Below are 18,194 nucleotides of genomic sequence, written 5' to 3'. Positions count from 1 at the left end.
ACCGAAATCCCGAGGCCTCGCCATGTCGACCGCCGATCGCATCACCACCCGCATCTCGACCGCCGAGCTGGAGCGTCGCTGGGCGCTCGTCCGCGCCGCGATGGCTGCGCGCGGCATCGACGCGCTGGTCATGCAGAATGCCAGCGACTGGCTCGGCGGCTATGTGAAGTGGTTCACCGACGTGCCGGCCAACAACGGCTATCCGCGCAGCGTCATCTTCTACGCCGACGGGCCGATGACCGTGGTGGAGATGGGCGTGTTCGACGGCCACCGGGATCTCGGCGGGCATGACGACGTCCATCGCGGCGTCGGCACGATCCTGACGACGCCATCGTTCTTCTCCATCGATTACACCCATCGCTACGACGGCGATCTGGTCGTGTCGGACCTGAAGCGGCGCGGCGTGAGGACCATCGGGCTCCTGGGTCCGGGGGCGCTTCCGACGGGCCTCGTGACCGCCCTCTACGACGCCTTCACCGGGATTGCGGAGATCGTCGACACAACCGCACTGGTCGACGCGATCAAGGCGATCAAGAGCGACGAGGAGATCGCTCTCATCCGGCGGGCCACCGCGCTGCAGGACACGGTGTTCTCCCGCGTGCTGGAGCATATCCGGCCAGGACTGCGCGACATCGACGTCACCTCGTTCGCCCAGGCGGAGGGGCAGCGGCTCGGCAGCGAGCAGGGCATCCATCTCGGCGCTTCCGCGCCCCTCGGCACCCGCTCGCCCTTCATGCCGCGCTACCTGCAGGGCCGCACGCTCGAGGCCGGCGATCACCTCTCGCTGCTGATAGAGGTGAACGGACCCGGCGGGTTCTACACCGAGATCGCCCGCACCATTGTGCTCGGCAAGGCCACCACCGCGCTCGTAGATGCCTTCGCGGCGGTCCGGGAGGCGCAGGAGCACACGCTTTCGCTTCTGAAGCCGGGGACGCCGGCGCGAGACGTCGCCGCCGCCCACGACCGCTACATGACCGCCCGGGGCCTTCCGCCGGAGATCCGGCTGTACGCCCATGGCCAGGGCTACGACATGGTGGAGCGGCCGCTCATCCGGGCCGACGAGACGATGACCGTGGAGGAGGGCATGTGTCTGGCCGTTCATCCCGGCTACGAGACCGACGCGCTCTTCGCGGTGATCTGCGACAACTACATGATCGAGGCGGACGGGCCGGGGGCCTGCCTCCACGCCACCGACAAACGGATCTTCGAGGTCTGAGAATTCGAACCCGCGACGCGGGGACAGCCAGGGAAGGGATCGCCGAATGAAGAAGATTGCGCTCGAGGAGCATTTCCTCGCACCCGGCATCGAGGAATACTGGGGCGCCACCGTCGCCAACGTGCCGGCCGAACTTCGCAATGCGATCTACGCGAAGCTGAACGATTTCGGCGACGGACGTCTAGGCTCCATGGATGCGGCCGGGATCGAGCGCGCGGTGCTGTCGGCCGCCGGCCCCGGTGTGCAGGCGGAGCCGGACACCGCCGTCGCCTGCCGAAAGGCCATCGAGGCGAACGACTTCCTCGCCGGAGTGGTCGCACGGCGACCCGACCGCTACTCGGGCTTCGGCCACATCGCACTGCAGGATCCTGAGGCCGCCGCGGCCGAAGTGCGCCGCTGCATGGACGACCTGAAGTTCGCCGGCGTCATGATCAACGGTCACACCAACGGCCGCTATCTCGACGCGCCGGAGTTCGCGCCGTTCTGGGAGGCGGCGGAGGAGACGGGGGCGCTCGTCTATCTGCATCCCGCCGACCCGGTCTCCATGTTCTCCGCTCTCGAGGGATACCCGGCGCTGCGTCGCGCCACGTGGGAGTGGACGCTGGAAACCGGCAGCCATGCGCTGCGGCTGGTCTTCGGCGGCCTGTTCGACCGGTTCCCGAAGGCCCGCCTGGGTCTCGGCCATCTCGGCGAGACGCTCCCCTATCTGCTGTGGCGCCTCGACAGCCGCGCCAGGCTGTACGGCGTCGAGCTGCAGCGGAACCCGTCCGACTACATCCGCGACAACATCATCGTCACCACGTCGGGCATGTCGTCGGCCGAGCCGTTCACCTGCGCGCTCAGCGCGCTCGGCAGCCAGAGCGTGCTGTTTGCGGCCGACTATCCGTTCGAGGAGGCCGAAGAGGCGGGCGAGTTCCTCGACACAGTGCCGCTCGACGAGAGCGTTCGCAGGGCGGTGGCTTTCGAGAACGCCGAGCGCCTTCTGCGGCTCTGACCCACGGCCGGAAATCGTCGCGCGGCAGGCCCGAAGCCTGTAGACCATGCGCAGGTTCGGGTCTTTTAAGGACGGTTCGGGATGGCGGAAGCGCAGGACTGGTCGGCGGAGCGCTACGTGCGCGACGCGGGGTTCGTGGCGACGTTGGGCGCTGGTGTGGCCGAATGGCTGGCTCCGAAGCCGGGCGAGCGGATCCTCGATCTCGGCTGCGGCGACGGGGCGCTGACCGTCGACATCGCCGCCTCCGGCGCCACCGTCGTCGGGGTCGATGCCAGCGCCGACATGGTCGCGGCGGCAAAGGGGCGCGGCCTCGATGCGCACCGGGCCGACGGCGAGGCGCTCGCGTTCGGTCCGGAGTTCGATGCGGTGTTCTCCAATGCGGCCCTCCACTGGATGCCGGATGCCGACGCGGTTGCGAACGGCGTCTTCCGCGCGCTGAAGCCCGGGGGGCGGTTCGTCGCGGAGTTCGGCGGCTTCGCCAACTGTGCCGCGATCGTCACCGCGTTCCAGTCGATCGCGCGTGATCGGGGCCTTGCCGCCGATCTCGCCAAGCCCTGGTATTTTCCGACCGAGGCCGCCTATTCGAAGGTGCTGGAGAGGGCCGGATTCAAGGTCGAGCGGGTGCTCCGCTTTCCGCGTCCGACGCCGGTTCCGGCCGGCATGCGGGCCTGGATCGAGGTCTTCCGGGCCCCGTTGTTCGATGCCTGCGGCGACGAGCGGGAGGCGGCACTCGACGAGGTCGTCGCGCTGCTGCAGCCTTCGCTCCGCGACGAGGAGGGCAACTGGGAGGCCGACTACGTGCGTCTCAGGGTGGAAGCGACGAAGCCCGCCTGAGGCCGTGCGGGTACCCGGCGGGCACTGGTCGCGGAGACGTTGCCGCAACCGGCCTTTTCCCCCTGCCGGTCAAGTGGTAAGCAGTTTCCCGTTCAGGTGCGACGGCCCGTGGCGGCCGTCTGGAAACGAGCCAAGAGGTCTGCCTCCATCATGGTGTTGAGCGTACGGAACATCGTCGGTGGAGCCGCCCTGGCACTGGCGGTGACGATGGCCGCGAGTGGAGTGCGGGCCGAGCCGATCGATAATCCGGTCGCGCGGTTTTCCGGTCTCGACAAGATCACCGGCCGGATCATTTCCTTCGACGTCTATGTCGGCGAGACCGTCCAGTTCGGCGCGCTGCGCGTCACCCCGCGTGCCTGCCACACCCAGCCGCCCAGCGAGGAGCCGAAGACCACGGCGTTCGTCGAGGTCGACGAAATCACCCTCGACAACAAGATCCAGCGCATCTTCACGGGCTGGATGCTGGCCTCCAGCCCCGGCCTCAACGCCGTCGACCACGCCGTCTACGACGTCTGGCTGACCGACTGCACGGTGACATCCGAGGTGCCGCCGCCGGAAGGCTTCGACACCTCGAAGTACGCCCAGGACTCCATGGGGCTGATCCAGCGGCCCGAGGGCTGGTTCCCGCTGCCGCGGCCGCGTCCGACCACCGAAACCTACCAGGAGCCCGACCCGTCAGAGGTCGAGGACTGACAGCGCGTCGGCGCCGCTGGCGGTCCGGTCGAGGGCAAAGAAGTCCGCGGTCTGCGCCAGCGCGACCTCCAGCTGCGCCTGGTAGGCGTGCCGGTTGATCTCGATCGCCCCGAAGCGGGCGAGATGCTCGGTGAGGAACTGCGAGTCCAGCAGGGTGAAGCCGCCCGCCCGCAGCCGCGCGACGAGATGGACGAGCGCCACCTTCGACGCATCGCGAACGCCGGTGAACATGCTCTCCCCGAAGAATGCGCCGCCCAGGCGGACCCCGTAGAGTCCCCCGACCAGCGCGTCCCCCTTCCAGGCCTCCACGCTATGGCAATGGCCGAGCCGATGGAGGTCGGAGTAGAGGCGGTGGATGCGCCCGTTGATCCAGGTGCGCCGGCGGTTCTCGCCGGGCGCCGCGCAGCCCTCGATCACCGCGTCGAAGGCGGTGTCGATGCGGATGGTGAACTTGTCCTGGCGGACGGTTCGCTGCAGGCGGCGGGGAACGTGGAAGTCGTCCAGCGGCAGGATCCCGCGGCGCTCGGGCTCGATCCAGTAGATGCCTGGGTCGTCGGCCGATTCCGCCATCGGGAAGATCCCGCAGGCATAGGCCTTCAGAAGCACCTCGGGGGTGATTTCGAACAGGACGTCCTGGGGTTCCGCCATTCGGGCTTCGGCTCCGGGTTCAACGCGCGTGGGGCCGACCGGAAGACGCGCGTCCAAGGGGACGCGGCCAGCCCGGCCTCCTCACAGCGTGGCGCCGTCAGCTCGTTTCGGCAAGGTAGCCTTCCAGCCAGTGAATGTCGTAGCGGCCGTCGGCGATGTCGGGGTGGTCCACCAGCGCCCGGAACAGCGGGATCGTCGTGTTGATGCCGTCCACCACGAACTCGTCGAGGCAGCGCCGGAGGCGCATCAGGCATTCGACACGGTTGCGGCCGTGCACGATGAGCTTGCCGATCAGGCTGTCGTAGTAGGGCGGGATCACGTAGCCCTGATACACGCCCGAATCGACGCGGACGCCCAGACCGCCCGGCGTGTGGAAGTGGGTGATCCGGCCGGGCGACGGCATGAAGGTGCGCGCGTCCTCGGCGTTGATCCGGCACTCGATCGCGTGGCCGTCGAAGTGCACGTCCTTCTGGCTGAAGGACAGCGAGGCGCCGGCGGCGATCCGGATCTGCTCGTTGACGATGTCGATGCCGGTGATCATCTCCGTCACCGGATGCTCCACCTGCAGGCGGGTGTTCATCTCGATGAAGTAGAACTCGCCGTTCTCGTACAGGAACTCGACGGTTCCGGCGCCCGAGTATTCGAGCTTGCGCATGGCCGCGGCGACGGTCTCGCCGATCTGCTCGCGCTGGTCGGCGTTGAGTGCGGGGGAGAGCGCCTCCTCCCAGACCTTCTGGTGCCGGCGCTGCAGCGAACAGTCGCGCTCGCCGAGATGGACCGCGTTGCCCTTGCCGTCGCCAAGAACCTGGATCTCGATGTGGCGGGGCGTGGAGAGATATTTCTCGAGGTAGACCGAGGCGTCGCCGAAGGCCGACTGGGCCTCCGCGCGGGCGTTGGCGAGCGCGTTCAGCAGCTCGTCGGGTCGCCGCGCCACCTTCATGCCGCGTCCGCCGCCGCCGGCAGCGGCCTTCACCAGGACCGGATATCCGATCTCCTCGGCGACGCGGATGGCTTCCTGCTCGTCCTCGATGCCGCCGTCGGAGCCGGGCACCACGGGAATTCCGAGTTCGATCGCGGTCCGCTTGGCCTCGATCTTGTCGCCCATGATGCGGATGTGCTCGGGCTTGGGACCGATGAAGGCAATCCCGTGCGCCTCGAGGATTTCCGCGAAGCGGGCGTTTTCCGACAGGAAGCCGTAGCCGGGATGGACGGCCTCGGCGCCGGTGATCTCGCAGGCGGCGACCAGGGCGGGGATGTGGAGATAGCTGTCGCGCGCCGACGGCGGTCCGATGCAGACGCTTTCGTCGGCGAGGCGCACGTGCATGGCGTCCGCGTCGGCGGTCGAGTGGACCGCGACGGTCTGGATGCCGAGTTCCTTGCACGCGCGCTGGATGCGCAGCGCGATTTCACCGCGGTTGGCGATCAGGACCTTCGAGAACATGTCGCTGCCCGCTATTCGATGGCCACCAGGGGCTCGCCGTATTCGACCGGCTGGCCGTCCTCGACGAAGATCGCGGTGATCTTGCCGCCGCGGGGTGCCGGGATCTGGTTCATGGTCTTCATGGCCTCGACGATCATGATCGTCTGGCCTTCCTGAACGGTGTCACCGACCTCGACATAAGGGCGCGCACCGGGCTCCGGGGACATGTAAGCGGTGCCGACCATGGGCGACTTCACGGCACCGACGTCGCTGGCGGGCGCGGAAGCGGGCCGCGACGACGCGGCCTCGGCGGCCGGCTCGCTGCGCGCGGCGGGCGGCGCGGACGCCACCATGGTCGCGGCCGGGGCGCTGCGGGAGACCCGCACGCGCAGCCCTTCCTGGTCGACCTCGATTTCGGTCAGGTCGGTTTCGTGGAGCAGCGCGGCGAGCGCGCGAATGAGATCCTGGTCGATCGACGATTTTGACTTGGACATGTCCGCTGGCGGTTGTCGTTGCGGGAAGAGCTTCTTCATTGTCGGACCAACTGCGTTCGGAAGGACAAAGTGGACTGGATCCCCACCCGTCCGGCCGAAACCGGCCCGTGATCCGGCGAAAGACTGAGAGGCGCAGGCGATAACCGCACGCTTGTCATGGCGTACATGCTGCGCCCGGCCACTTCAACGTTCGGTAAACGCGATCGTTTCCGAGCTGCCATTCCAAAAGGGAAATGGCTGTATGCCGGCCGTCTGCCGTCCCGCCTGCTCTAGAACCGATGCGTCGCGTCTCGCGCCCCGTGTGCGGGGCATCGCGCCGAAAGGCACCGTCTCCGACCATGCGGGACGGGGGTCTTATAGGATGTCGCGGCGCGGAGAGAAAGGGCGGAGAGCCGATCGCGGAACGGTCCGGCGGCTGCCTGTGCGATGAAAACGGCCCGGGAGGCGGATGCCACCCGGGCCGGAACGTGCGGCGCTTCGCGGATCACGCGCGGCCCGTGGTCGCGCGCGAGGTCCTTTCTTGCGCAGACGTCAGGTGGGTCTCAGCAGGTCGCCTCGCCGCAGGTGAGCTTGTTCACCTGGCCCTGCAGCGTGTCGTAACCGACGGCGCCCACGTAGACGGCATCGCCAACGACGTAGGAAGGGGTGCCGGTGAGGCTGAGGGTGTTGGCGAGGCCGTAGACCTCCTCGATGGTCGCCTGGACCACGTCGCTGTCCATGGCCTTCTCCACCGCGGCGCGATCGATGCCGAGCTTGTCGACGAGGGCGAGCGCGGCCTTGCCGTCGACGCGCCCCTCGGAGCCCAGCAGGGCGTCGTGGAACTCACCGTAGCGCTCGGGAGCGACCTCGTTCACGGCGATGCCTACCTGGGCCGCCTCGACCGACGGGGGCCCGAGAACCGGGAACTCCTTCAGCACGACCCTGAGCTTCGGATTGTTGGAGATCAGCTTGTCCAGATCCTCGGCGGCCTGACGGCAGTAGCCGCAGTTGTAGTCGAAGAACTCGACCAGCGTGACGTCGCCGTCCGGATTGCCGAGGACGACCTGCCGCGGCGAGTTGACGAGGGCCTCCTTGTTCTTGGCGACCGCATCGCGCTGGGCGACGCTCTCCGCCTCGCGACGCCGCTCCTGAAGCGCGCTGAAGGCTTCCTCCAGGACTTCGGGGTTGGCGAGCAGATAGGTTCGGACGATCGATTCGATCTCCGTCTTCTGGCTGTCGCTGAACTCGGCGGCGGATGCGGGGATGGCGAGAAACGCCAGGGACGCTGCAAGACAGGCGGTCAGAAGCCGCATGGGCTGAACTCCATCGGGCGCGGTGCGCCGGTCTGTGTATCGCCGCCGGCCATCCGGAAGCGCGGGTCGGGTGAGGGCGGAGACGGCGTCCTCGTGATCGATGTGCGCACCCTAGCGGGTTCGCATGTTGGGTGGGCTATACGCCAGGATATCGTCCGCCTGAAGCCACCCGGGGGTTCCTCGCTTCAATTTCGCTTGAGCGCGGTTGGCGTAGCGCTTCGCTTCCTCGAACTGGCCCTGCATCATCATCGACCGCGCGGTGGCCACGTCGGCAAGGCCGATGTCGCCGCGCCGGGCATAGGCAATGGCCAGCTGACGGTAGCCGAGCCCCGAATCCGGCTCCGCCTTGAGACCGAGTTCCAGCTGCTGGATGGCCTCGCCAAGGAGTTTGGGGTCGTTGGCGGCGACGAGCGCCTGGCCCAGCATGATACGCATCAGGCCCGGCGCCGGGGCGAGCGAAACCGACTTGCGGAGCGGCTCGATCGCCTGCTTCGGATTGCCGGACTCGATCCAGGCCTGGCCCTTCAGCTCCCAGAAATACGGGTTCGACGGTTCCGTGCGGATCAGCGCGTCGATGACCTGCTGCGCCTCGCGTGGCTTGCCGGTGCGATAGGCGATGATGGCGCGCGCATACTGGGCAGGCTGACTGTTGTCCGACCGGGGATAGGCCTGCAGCACCCGGTTTGGGTGCTTGGTGAACGCCATCAGTTTGGCGCGCACCATGTCATGGCGGTGCTGGAGCGCGGGCGAATCGGTCGCGTTCCAGTAGGGGCTCTTCTTGGCGGTCTCTTCCAGCTGGGCGATGCGGTCGCGTGCGATCGGGTGGGACTGGGCATAGGGATCGGCAAAGCGCGACGAGAAGAGCTGCTGGTCGGCGATGTCGCTGAGCGTCTTCAGAAGCCCCTTCGCGGACTGCTTGGTGCGCTCCAGATAGGTTAGCGCCGCCCGGTCGGCGGTCAGTTCCTCGGTGCGCTGGTAGGAGAACAGCGAGCGCTCCGCCGCCCCCATGCCGCCACCGATGATGGCGGCGCCGCCGGCGCCCGCGCTGGAGCTTCCGGTCGCCGCACCGGCGGCAATCGCGCCGACACCGGCGACGGTGGCGAGCGCCGCCATCACCTGGGCGCGGGCGATCGCGTCGCGCAGGCGGATCAGGTGCCCGCCGGCCATGTGGCCGGTCTCGTGGGCCAGCACGCCGATGACCTCGTTCGGCGTGTCGGAGCGCGAGAACACGCCGGTGTTCACGAACATCCGTCGGGGCGTTGCCACGAATGCGTTGAAGGAATCGTCGTTGTTCAGAATGATCTCGGGGTTCGTGCTGGCCAGCCCGGCCGCGCGGAAGATCGGCGCGGTGTAGTCGCGCAGCAACTGTTCGGTCTCCGCGTCGCGCACGATGGACAGGCTGCGGCCCTGCGCGGCGGCCGGCACCGGCGCGAGCGCCAGATGGGCGGCGGCAAGTGCGGCGAGCGTGACCGGCAGAACGGGGACGCGGCGGCCGCGGCGCGAAGGCGCGGCTTCGAAACCGGTCGGTTCGGGGCAGCGACCGGCGGTCTGCTGCGACGAATGGTGCGGATCAACCATTTGGGTCCCAATGATCGGATGCGGTACGTCTGGATTACCTGGACCGAGCAACGGTACCAGGAAGCGAAAGACTACTCGAACGGACGAACACAGCCCAGCCGGCGGTTGCCAAGCTGCCCGATGGAGCCGCCTGTCCCGACAGGTTTCGGCAGGCCCTCCGACACGCTGTGATGGCCATTAGCACGGCATGGGATCAACCCACCGTCGAATTGGGGCGACAACTGGGCAGCGCCGTCCTCACGGGACGCAGACGCTGTCAACGGCGCGTGAGCGGCATCCCGACCGGGGGCCCGCGCGTGCCGGATCGGCGAACAGGAAGGACGTGGATCTTTGAGACCAGGACCATCAGCGCGCAGCGACGTCGACGCCTTTCTGGCCATGGACGTGCTCGCGGAGGCGACGCGGCTGGAGGCATCGGGGCGCTCGATCATTCACATGGAGGTCGGCCAGCCCGGGGCTCCGGCCCCGTCCGCCGTGCTCGCGGCGGCCCGCGCCGCGCTCGAGGGCTCGCTCGGCTACACGGAGGCGCTGGGCCGCGGCGCCCTGCGCGCCCGGATCGCCCGGCACTATCACGAGACGTATGGCGTCGAGGTCGCGCCGGAGAATGTCGTCGTCACCACCGGTTCCTCGGCGGGCTTCGTACTGACCTTCCTGGCGGGCTTCGACGCCGGAGCGCGCATCGCGCTGCCGTCGCCCGGCTATCCGGCCTATCGCAACATCCTGAAGGCGCTCGATCTCGTTCCCGTCGAGATCGAAACCACGGCCGAAACGCGCTGGGCCCTGACGCCGGACCACCTCGACCGCGCCGCGGCCGACGGTCCGCTCGCCGGCGTCCTGGTGGCAAGCCCCGCCAACCCCACCGGAACCATGATGGAGCCCGAGGCGCTCGCGGCGCTCGTCCGGCGGTCGGAAGACCTCGGGATGTGGTTCGTCTCCGACGAGATCTATCACGGGCTCGCTTACGACGGCCGCCGCGCGGCGAGCGCGCTGGAGACCTCGACCGACGCCATCGTGGTCAACTCGTTCTCCAAATACTACTGCATGACCGGCTGGCGGATCGGCTGGATGGTGGTGCCCGACCGGCTGGTGCGGCCGATCGAGCGGCTGGCCCAGAACCTGTTCATCTCGGTTCCCGATCTCTCCCAGCGCGCGGCGCTCGCCGCCTTCGAGGCGAAGGACGAGCTCGAGCGCGTCCGCGAGGTCTATGCCGAGAACCGCGCGCTCCTGCTCGACCGCCTGCCGAAGCTCGGATTCCAGACCATCCTGCCCGCCGACGGGGCCTTCTACCTCTATGCGGACATCACGCCGTTCGCCGACGATTCCGTCGTCTTCGCCAGCGATCTGCTGCGGCAGGCCGGGGTGGCGGTGACGCCTGGCCCGGACTTCGATCGCACCAACGGCCACCGCTTCGTGCGATTCTCGCTCGCCGGGCCACACGCCGACATGGTCGAGGGCATGGAACGCCTCGCCCGCTTCCTGGCGGAGCGCGCCTGAGGTCCGGCGCCGCGGCTCGGGAGTCCCATCGGGACATGGGGTCTGGCGTGAGACGCAACTGAGACGTGCCAGATGTGCGGTTCCGGTGCGAACGACGCGGGGAGGCGGCGTGCCGGAGCGTCCCGCCAGCGGGCGCTGGCTGGAGCGGAAACGAAAAAGGCCCGGCGCAGTGAGCGCCGGGCCTTTCCTGATATCGAGCGGTTGGCCGGGGCTGCCTCAGAAGAAGCTGCGCCGCTGCCACCATCCGCGCTTGGAGCGCGACTTGCTCTCGTCGCTTTCGTCCTCGTCGGCCGCGCTCGCCGCCTCGGTCTCCGGCGTCGGGGTGCCGTGGATCCGGTGCCGGCTGCTCTTGCGGACCTGCTCGTCCGGTTCGGCCGCGGGGCTTTCCGTCTTCGCGGTCTCGGGAGCCACTGCTTCCGCCTCGGCCTCTTCGGCAGGAGCGTCCTGCTCGGTGGGACCCTGGTCGTTGTCCGCGGTCAGGATCGCCTCATCCACCGCGACTTCGGCGGCAGCAGGCGCTTCATCGGCGTCGGCCACCGGTGCCTCGGCGGTCGGCTCGGCCGCTTCCACCGGGGGCTCGGAAGGCTGCTCGATGGCGCCCGCGTCCTCGGAAACCCTGGGGGCTTCCGACCCGGCGGACGCATCGGAGGCGTTGTCGTCGGACTGGGACGTCTCGCCGTTCTCGCCCTCTCCCTCGCCACGCTCGCGCCGGTTGCGGCGGCCACCGCGGCGGCCACGCCGGCGGCGCGGACGGTTTTCGTCGTCGCCGGCCTGGGTCGCTTCGGAGTCGGAATCGGACTGCTCGTCGGTCTCGTCGCCGGCCTCGGAAGCCGACGCCTCCGGCTTGGCGTCATCGCGCGACCCGGCAGCCGCCGGCTCGCTGTCAGAGCCGCTGCGGCGACCGCGCCGACGACGCTTGCGACGCCGCTGCCCGCCTTCACCGTCGCCATCGCTCGAGCCCGTCTTGGCGCGGGTATCGGTCTCGGCCTCGTCGTCGCTCTCGTCTTCCTCGGTGACGTCGTCGGGCTCGTCCGGCTCTTCCGGGTGGATCATGATGACGGCCTGGGGCGGTTCCACGCCCTCCGGCCGCTCGACCAGTTCCCGGTTGTCGATTTCCATGTGCTTGGTGCCGAGACCGTCGTCGGCCGTGATCGAGATGCTCAGGCCGAACCGGGTCTCCAGATCCGCCAGGTGCTGGCGCTTCTGGTTCAGGATGTAGAGCGCCACCTCGACGGGCGCGCGCACGTTCAGATGATGCGTCGCGTTGCGCAGGAGGTGGTCTTCCAGGGTGCGCAGGACGAACAGCGCCACCGAGTCGGTCGACCGCACGATGCCCGTGCCGTGGCAGTGGGTGCACAGCGTCGTCGAGCTCTCCACCACGCCCTGGCGGATGCGCTGGCGCGACATCTCCATCAGGCCGAAATGCGAGATCCGCCCGACCTGGATCCGGGCCCGGTCGACCTTCAGGCATTCCTTGAGCTTGCGCTCCACCGACCGGTTGTTGCGGTTCTCCTCCATGTCGATGAAGTCGATCACGACCAGGCCGGCCAGGTCGCGCAGGCGCAGCTGCCGCGCGATTTCCTCGGACGCCTCGAGGTTGGTCTGAAGCGCCGTTGCCTCGATGTTGTGCTCGCGCGTCGCCCGCCCGGAGTTGACGTCGATGGACACCAGCGCCTCGGTCGGACTGAGGACGATGTAACCGCCGGACGGCAGCGTCACCTGCGGCGAGAACATCGCGTCGAGCTGTGCTTCGATGCCGAAGCGCGTGAAGATCGGAGTGATCTCGCGGTAGGGCTTCACGTTCTTCGCATGGCTCGGCATGATCATGCGCATGAAGTCTTTGGCCTCCTTGTATGCGGCTTCACCGCACACGAGGACCTCGTCGATGTCCTTGTTGTAGAGGTCGCGGATCGAGCGCTTGATCAGGCTGCCTTCCTCGTAGACGAGGTTCGGCGCCACCGACTTCAGCGTCAGGTCGCGGACGTTCTCCCACAGCCGCAGCAGGTACTCGAAGTCGCGCCGGATCTCCGGCTTGGTGCGGCTTGCACCGGCCGTGCGCAGGATGACGCCCATTCCCTCGGGCACCTCCAGCTCGCCGGCGATCTCCTTCAGGCGCTTGCGGTCCTGCGGGCTGGTGATCTTGCGGGAAATCCCGCCGCCACGCGCCGTGTTGGGCATCAGCACCGAGTAGCGGCCGGCCAGCGACAGGTAGGTGGTGAGCGCCGCGCCCTTGTTGCCGCGCTCTTCCTTGACGACCTGCACCAGCAGGATCTGGCGCCGCTTGATGACTTCCTGAATCTTGTAGGACTTGCGCTGGGGCCGGCTGCGCCGGTCCTGCACCTCGTCCATGGCGTCTTCGGCGCCAACCGACTCGACGCTGTCCTCGTCCCCGCCGTCACCATTGTCGCTCGACTGGGCCTTGTCGTTGCCGTCGCCGTGCGCCTTGTGGGCGGCATCGTCATGGCGCCGCTGCTCGGCGGCTTCCTCGGCCTCTTCGGCCAGGAGCGCCGCGCGGTCGGCGTGCGGGATCTGGTAGTAGTCGGGGTGGATCTCGTTGAAGGCGAGGAAGCCGTGGCGGTTTCCGCCGTAATCGACGAACGCGGCCTGAAGGGACGGTTCGACCCGGGTTACCTTCGCCAGGTAGATGTTGCCACGGAGCGGCTTGCGGGCGGCAGCTTCGAAATCGAAATCTTCGACGCGATTACCGCGGACGACGACAACACGGGTTTCTTCCGGGTGGGCTGCGTCGACGAGCATTTTGTTGGCCATAGGGCGCAAACTCCTTGCCTCCGGGCCGGTGCAACGGCGGCGGTCCTGCGCGCGCCAGAAGCCGGACGGAGACGATTTGTGTCGATTGGACGATGATGGGGGTACAAGCGCGGCGGCGTGCCCCGACGCACAGGGCGGCTCGGTCCGTGCGGACCGGCTTAGCCTCGTAAGTGCTCGTGGACAGGGACTGCATCGATCACGCGCTCAAGCAAACTCAATGGATAGGCCATGACGTGACTGACGCCATGGGCGGATGTGCCGATCATCTCGTGTTCGGCAGGACACTGCTGCGCCCCGAAGCCCACGTCCGCCGAGACCGTATCGTTTGTACGGCCGCAGGAGGAACGGGTCCGGCGCAAGCAGCGCTTCCCAGTCCGGCTTGCCCGCCATCCGATAGACAGCTGACGGCGCGGGTAGTTCCCGCCATGACCGTCGCCCGAATAAGGGGGGAGGGGCTGCGCCTCTCTCTTCACACGGAACAGCGAGGCTCGGACAAAGGAAATCATCCGCAGTCCAGATATTTACGGGTGTCGCAGGCAATTGGCAAGCAATTGATCGGTGCACGTCCGTTGGGCAATCGGCATCAAGCCCCGGTTAACGGCGGTCCGCTAATCGGCTATAGGCACCGGCGGTGGGCTGCAGGAGACGAGGTGTAACTTTGAGCCGTTCAACCGTGGCCGTGGCGACGATCGCGGGCCTTTTCTGCCTGCTTGCCGCGGGGCTTGCCGGGTCGGCTGCCGCTGCTGCGCCCGACGGCGACGGCAAGGTCGTCGTCGCGTCCGGCGCAAAGGTCAGCGGCGATGCGGAGCGGACCCGCTTCGTCATCGAGCTGGGCGAAAGCGTCGAGTTCGGCACGTTCGTCCTGCCGGATCCGAATCGCGTCATCATCGATCTCGCAAACGTGACGTTCGATCTGCCGCCCGAGGCCGGCGGCAACGCGGGCGGGATGATCAGCGCCTGGCGCTACGGCCAGTTCGCGGCGGGTCAGGCGCGCGTCGTTCTCGACGTCGACCGTCCGGTGGCGGTCGAGCATGCCTTTTTCCTTCCCCCGGTCGCCGACCAGCCAGGCCGGCTGATCGTCGACATGGTGTCCACCAGCGCGGCGGAGTTCGCCGAGGCGGTCAAGACCAGTCGTGGCAAGCGGGCGGGTGCCGAGCCGGCGCTGGCGGAGAAGAGCGAGCCGGTCACCGGAAATCGGCCTGTCGTCGTCATCGATCCCGGCCACGGCGGCGTCGATCCGGGCGCGGTCGGCAAGGGCGGGGTGTTCGAGAAGGACGTGGTGCTGTCGTTCGCCCGCAAGCTCCGGGACGATCTGATGGCGTCGGGCGAGGTCGACGTGCGCCTGACGCGCGACGACGACCGTTTCCTGTCGCTGCGTCAGCGCGTCGAGGTGGCGCGTGGGTACGGAGCCGACCTGTTCGTCTCCATCCATGCCGATTCGGCGCCGCAGAACTACGTGCGCGGCGCGACGGTCTACACGCTCTCCGAACGTCCCTCCGACGCCCAGGCGGCGGCGATCGCGGCGCGGGAAAACCGTTCCGACGTGCTCGCCGGCATCGAGGCGGACGAAGCGACGGACGAGGTGACCGACATCCTGATCGATCTGGCGCGGCGCGAGACCAAGGTCTTCTCCCACCACTTCGCGGAGGAGGTCATCGACGAGCTCGGCACCGCCGTTCAACTGCACAAGAACCCGCACCGTTCGGCGCGTTTCCGGGTGCTGAAGGCGCATGACATCCCGTCGGTGCTGATCGAGCTCGGCTATCTGTCGAACATCCACGACGAGCAGCTGCTCACCGACGCGGAGTGGCGCGACCGGGCCGCCGAGGCGCTGAGGGAGGCGGTTGACCGCTTCTTCGCCCCCCGTATCGCCCGGCAAAAAACCGAACGCACCACGCAGTGAATGCCGCGATGACACCACTTTTCAGACGCATTGTCTGGCGGCGAAGTGATGGGCGATGCGTCGTTATGTCTTGCGAGCCGATGGGCGCGGGCGGTATGGCTCACCCATCGCGATGAATTGACGTGCGCCGCCGGCGGAGGCGGGCTATCGGCAGGCTGGACCGGCGTGATGCCGGATCTCGCGTGCATCTGACACGGCGAATGGATGGGTGCCGGCGTTCGGGGGACGCGCCGGACAACAGATTTCCAGTTCGACACTGGGTGGAGTTGAGACGGCACGATGCGCTTCCTACTGAACACCTTCGGCTACCTGTTCGGCATCGGCGTGGTGCTCGGCCTGATCGCGGCTGGCGCCGTCGGCTTCTACATCTCCAAGATGTCGGAGGACCTGCCGGAATACACCCAGCTGCGCAATTACGAGCCCCCGGTGATGACGCGCATCCACGCGTCGAACGGCAGCCTCGTGGCCGAGTACGCCACCGAGCGGCGCCTGTTCCTGCCGATCCAGGCGATCCCGTCGATCATCAAGGAAGCGTTCCTCTCCGCCGAGGACAAGAACTTCTACTCCCACAACGGCGTCGACGTCGGCGGCGTGTTCCGCGCCGCCGTGACCAACTTCCGCAACCGCGGCTCGGGCCGTCGCCCCGTCGGCGCGTCGACGATCACCCAGCAGGTCGCCAAGAACTTCCTGCTGACCAACGAGGTCTCCATCGAGCGCAAGATCAAGGAAGCGATCCTGGCGCTGCGCATGGAGCAGGCCTACACCAAGGACCGGATCCTCGAGCTCTATCTCAACGAGATCTATCTCGGCATGGGCGCCTACGGCGTCGCCGCGGCGGCGCTGGTCTACTTCGACAAGTCCGTCCACGAGCTGACGATCGCCGAGGTGGCGTACCTCGCCGCGCTGCCCAAGGCGCCGAACAACTACAACCCGTTCCGCGAGCCGGCCCGCGCGATCGAGCGCCGCAACTGGGTGCTGGACCGGATGCTGGAGAACGGCTTCATCACCGAGGCCCAGGCCCAGGAAGCCAAGAACGAGCCGCTGCGGGTGACCCCGCGCGACACCGGTTCGCACCTGCTGGCCTCGGAGTATTTCGCCGAGGAAGTGCGCCGCCAGCTCGCCTCCATGTATGGCGAGAAGGGCCTCTATCAGGGCGGCCTCTCGGTCCGCACGACGCTCGACCCCGCCTATCAGGTGATGGCGCGCGACGCCCTCATGAACGGGCTGATCGACTTCGACATCAAGCGCACCGGCTGGCGCGGTCCGGTGACCACCGTCGATCTGGACAACGGCGCCGACTGGGGTGCCCGCGTGGGCGAGGTCGAGGCCTACTCCGACATTCCGGAATGGCGCCTGGCCGTCGTTCTGTCGGTCGACGAGAACGAGGCGGCCATCGGTCTTCAGCCGCCGCGGCTGGCGTCCGGCGCGCTGTCGATCGAGCGCGAGCGCGGACGCATTCCCTACAAGGAAACCGCGTGGCGCCGGCTGCAGGACGGTCCCAAGCGGGGCCAGGACCATGCCCGCTACACGGGCGTGCGCAACATGACCGATCTCGTGAAGCGCGGCGACGTGGTCTACGTGCAGAAGGTCGAGGGGACCGAAGACGGGAACGACATCTGGCGGCTGCGCCAGGTGCCGGAGATCTCCGGCGGCATCGTCGCGATGGATCCGCACACCGGCCGCGTGCTCGCAATGGTCGGCGGCTTCAGCTACGCCGAAAGCGAGTTCAACCGCGCCACGCAGGCCTACCGCCAGCCCGGCTCGTCGTTCAAGCCGTTCGTCTACGCGGCGGCTCTCGATAACGGCTACACGCCCGCGAGCGTCGTGCTCGACGGCCCGATCGAGATCGATCCCGGCGCGGGCCAGGCCGTGTGGCGTCCGAAGAACTACGGCGGCAAGTTCGCCGGCCCTTCGACGCTGCGCTACGGCATCGAGCGGTCGCGCAACGTGATGACCGTCCGGCTCGCCAAGGACATGGGCATGCCGCTCGTGGTCGAGTACGCGCGCCGCTTCGGCATCTATGACCAGCTGAAGCCGTACCTGCCCATGGCGCTGGGCGCCGGCGAGACCACCGTCATGCGGATGGTCGGGGCCTATTCGATCATCGCCAACAGCGGCCAGAAGGTCACGCCGACCCTCATCGACCGCATCCAGGACCGCTACGGCCGAACGATCTACCGGCACGACGACCGCGTCTGCCAGGGCTGCGTGGCCGACGAATGGCACAACCAGCCGGAGCCGACGATCATCGACGAATCCGAGTACGTGCTCGATCCGATGACCGCCTACCAGATCACCTCGATGATGGAAGGCGTCGTCCAGCGCGGCACCGCGACCCGCGTCAAGGTTCTCGGCAAGCCGATCGCCGGCAAGACGGGCACCACCAACGACGAGCGTGACGCCTGGTTCATCGGCTTCACCCCGGACCTCGTGGCCGGCGTGTATGTCGGCTATGACCAGCCGCGCCCGATGGGCCGTGGCGCCACCGGCGGCCAGATCGCCGCGCCGATCTTCATCGACTTCATGAAGGAGGCGCTTGCCGACAAGCCGGGCGTGGAGTTCCGCGTGCCGGAGGGCATCAAGCTCGTCCCCGTCTACGCGAAGTCGGGGCAGCCTGCGCCGAACGGCGGACCGGGCGTGATCCTGGAGGCGTTCAAGCCGGGCACCGCCCCGGGCGACACCTTCTCGGTTATCGGCATGAGCAACAACGGCAAGTCGTCGCGCTCCTCGGTGACGCGCGAGAGCGAGCGGGCCGTGCTGTCGGGCACCGGCGGCCTCTACTAGCCCTCCATACCTGTGCGGACCGCTCGGCGATTGTGCGATCGGTCCCGACCCCTTATGTCGGTGGTCCCGCCCGCG

General features: G+C 68.0%; 13 protein-coding genes. 7 read left to right on the top strand and 6 right to left on the bottom strand.

Going from position 1 to position 18,194, the window contains the following annotated elements; translation table 11 throughout:
* Positions 1-22 precede the first annotated feature (22 nt).
* The 4 genes from AB7M35_RS06415 to AB7M35_RS06400 all read left to right on the top strand — a co-directional run bounded on the left by AB7M35_RS06415 (position 23) and on the right by AB7M35_RS06400 (position 3,737).
* Positions 23-1,216, top strand: a complete 1,194-nt coding sequence (locus AB7M35_RS06415) for a M24 family metallopeptidase (protein WP_453958163.1) — start codon at positions 23-25, stop codon at positions 1,214-1,216.
* 46 nt (positions 1,217-1,262) lie between these two features.
* The gene (locus AB7M35_RS06410) at positions 1,263-2,210 is read left to right on the top strand and encodes an amidohydrolase family protein (RefSeq protein WP_453958161.1); all 948 of its coding nucleotides are present in this window, start codon (positions 1,263-1,265) and stop codon (positions 2,208-2,210) included.
* Positions 2,211-2,291: 81 nt separating this feature from the next.
* Entirely contained in the window at positions 2,292-3,044 is a 753-nt protein-coding gene (locus tag AB7M35_RS06405) for a class I SAM-dependent methyltransferase (RefSeq protein ID WP_453958160.1), read from the top strand.
* Between the two features lie 207 nt (positions 3,045-3,251).
* On the top strand, positions 3,252-3,737 hold the full coding sequence (locus AB7M35_RS06400) for a DUF2155 domain-containing protein (RefSeq protein WP_453960641.1): 486 nt from the start codon (positions 3,252-3,254) through the stop codon (positions 3,735-3,737).
* On the opposite strand, the gene aat is transcribed toward AB7M35_RS06400, so the two are convergent.
* The 5 genes from aat to AB7M35_RS06375 form a co-directional block, all read right to left on the bottom strand.
* The gene (gene aat / locus AB7M35_RS06395; RefSeq protein ID WP_453958159.1) at positions 3,720-4,385 is read right to left on the bottom strand and encodes a leucyl/phenylalanyl-tRNA--protein transferase; all 666 of its coding nucleotides are present in this window, start codon (positions 4,383-4,385) and stop codon (positions 3,720-3,722) included. The two genes, AB7M35_RS06400 and aat, sit on opposite strands and share 18 nt — an antisense overlap.
* A 97-nt stretch (positions 4,386-4,482) precedes the next feature.
* Positions 4,483-5,826 carry an acetyl-CoA carboxylase biotin carboxylase subunit gene (gene accC, locus AB7M35_RS06390; RefSeq protein WP_453958157.1) on the bottom strand — a complete coding sequence of 448 codons (1,344 nt, stop codon included), beginning with the start codon at positions 5,824-5,826 and terminating at the stop codon, positions 4,483-4,485.
* Between the two features lie 11 nt (positions 5,827-5,837).
* On the bottom strand, positions 5,838-6,299 hold the full coding sequence (gene accB / locus AB7M35_RS06385; RefSeq protein WP_453960638.1) for an acetyl-CoA carboxylase biotin carboxyl carrier protein: 462 nt from the start codon (positions 6,297-6,299) through the stop codon (positions 5,838-5,840).
* Between the two features lie 542 nt (positions 6,300-6,841).
* Positions 6,842-7,591: a DsbA family protein gene (locus AB7M35_RS06380; protein ID WP_453958156.1), complete on the bottom strand. Its 750-nt coding sequence runs from the start codon at positions 7,589-7,591 to the stop codon at positions 6,842-6,844.
* Positions 7,592-7,702: 111 nt separating this feature from the next.
* Positions 7,703-9,169 (bottom strand): M48 family metalloprotease, encoded by a 1,467-nt coding sequence (locus AB7M35_RS06375; RefSeq protein ID WP_453958155.1) that lies wholly within the window; start codon positions 9,167-9,169, stop codon positions 7,703-7,705.
* Between the two features lie 378 nt (positions 9,170-9,547).
* Between AB7M35_RS06375 and AB7M35_RS06370 the strand changes: the two genes are divergently transcribed.
* Positions 9,548-10,663: a pyridoxal phosphate-dependent aminotransferase gene (locus AB7M35_RS06370; RefSeq protein ID WP_453960636.1), complete on the top strand. Its 1,116-nt coding sequence runs from the start codon at positions 9,548-9,550 to the stop codon at positions 10,661-10,663.
* Positions 10,664-10,879: 216 nt separating this feature from the next.
* Here AB7M35_RS06370 and AB7M35_RS06365 read toward each other — a convergent pair whose 3' ends face one another.
* Entirely contained in the window at positions 10,880-13,432 is a 2,553-nt protein-coding gene (locus AB7M35_RS06365; RefSeq protein ID WP_453958153.1) for an Rne/Rng family ribonuclease, read from the bottom strand.
* 658 nt (positions 13,433-14,090) lie between these two features.
* Here AB7M35_RS06365 and AB7M35_RS06360 point away from each other — a divergent pair.
* Together AB7M35_RS06360 and AB7M35_RS06355 are read left to right on the top strand one after the other, a co-directional pair.
* A complete protein-coding gene (locus AB7M35_RS06360) occupies positions 14,091-15,335 on the top strand; it encodes an N-acetylmuramoyl-L-alanine amidase (protein WP_453958151.1) in 1,245 nt (414 codons plus the stop codon).
* Positions 15,336-15,614: 279 nt separating this feature from the next.
* Positions 15,615-18,119, top strand: coding sequence for a penicillin-binding protein 1A (locus AB7M35_RS06355; protein WP_453958149.1), 2,505 nt, complete (start codon positions 15,615-15,617; stop codon positions 18,117-18,119).
* Positions 18,120-18,194: the final 75 nt, after the last annotated feature.

It is taken from the genome of Amorphus suaedae, from assembly GCF_053629675.1.
The sequence above is the reverse complement of the archived record's forward strand: the minus strand, read 5'-3'. Positions and strand labels throughout refer to the sequence as shown.

What these genes read in the sequence shown, in the direction of transcription:
- AB7M35_RS06415 (WP_453958163.1), top strand. Translation starts at nt 23, where the DNA reads ATGTCGACCGCCGATCGCATCACCACCCGCATCTCGACCGCCGAGCTG.
- AB7M35_RS06410 (WP_453958161.1), top strand. Translation starts at nt 1,263, where the DNA reads ATGAAGAAGATTGCGCTCGAGGAGCATTTCCTCGCACCCGGCATCGAG.
- AB7M35_RS06405 (WP_453958160.1), top strand. Translation starts at nt 2,292, where the DNA reads ATGGCGGAAGCGCAGGACTGGTCGGCGGAGCGCTACGTGCGCGACGCG.
- AB7M35_RS06400 (WP_453960641.1), top strand. Translation starts at nt 3,252, where the DNA reads ATGGCCGCGAGTGGAGTGCGGGCCGAGCCGATCGATAATCCGGTCGCG.
- aat (WP_453958159.1), bottom strand. Translation starts at nt 4,385, where the DNA reads ATGGCGGAACCCCAGGACGTCCTGTTCGAAATCACCCCCGAGGTGCTT.
- accC (WP_453958157.1), bottom strand. Translation starts at nt 5,826, where the DNA reads ATGTTCTCGAAGGTCCTGATCGCCAACCGCGGTGAAATCGCGCTGCGC.
- accB (WP_453960638.1), bottom strand. Translation starts at nt 6,299, where the DNA reads ATGTCCAAGTCAAAATCGTCGATCGACCAGGATCTCATTCGCGCGCTC.
- AB7M35_RS06380 (WP_453958156.1), bottom strand. Translation starts at nt 7,591, where the DNA reads ATGCGGCTTCTGACCGCCTGTCTTGCAGCGTCCCTGGCGTTTCTCGCC.
- AB7M35_RS06375 (WP_453958155.1), bottom strand. Translation starts at nt 9,169, where the DNA reads ATGGTTGATCCGCACCATTCGTCGCAGCAGACCGCCGGTCGCTGCCCC.
- AB7M35_RS06370 (WP_453960636.1), top strand. Translation starts at nt 9,548, where the DNA reads ATGGACGTGCTCGCGGAGGCGACGCGGCTGGAGGCATCGGGGCGCTCG.
- AB7M35_RS06365 (WP_453958153.1), bottom strand. Translation starts at nt 13,432, where the DNA reads ATGGCCAACAAAATGCTCGTCGACGCAGCCCACCCGGAAGAAACCCGT.
- AB7M35_RS06355 (WP_453958149.1), top strand. Translation starts at nt 15,615, where the DNA reads ATGCGCTTCCTACTGAACACCTTCGGCTACCTGTTCGGCATCGGCGTG.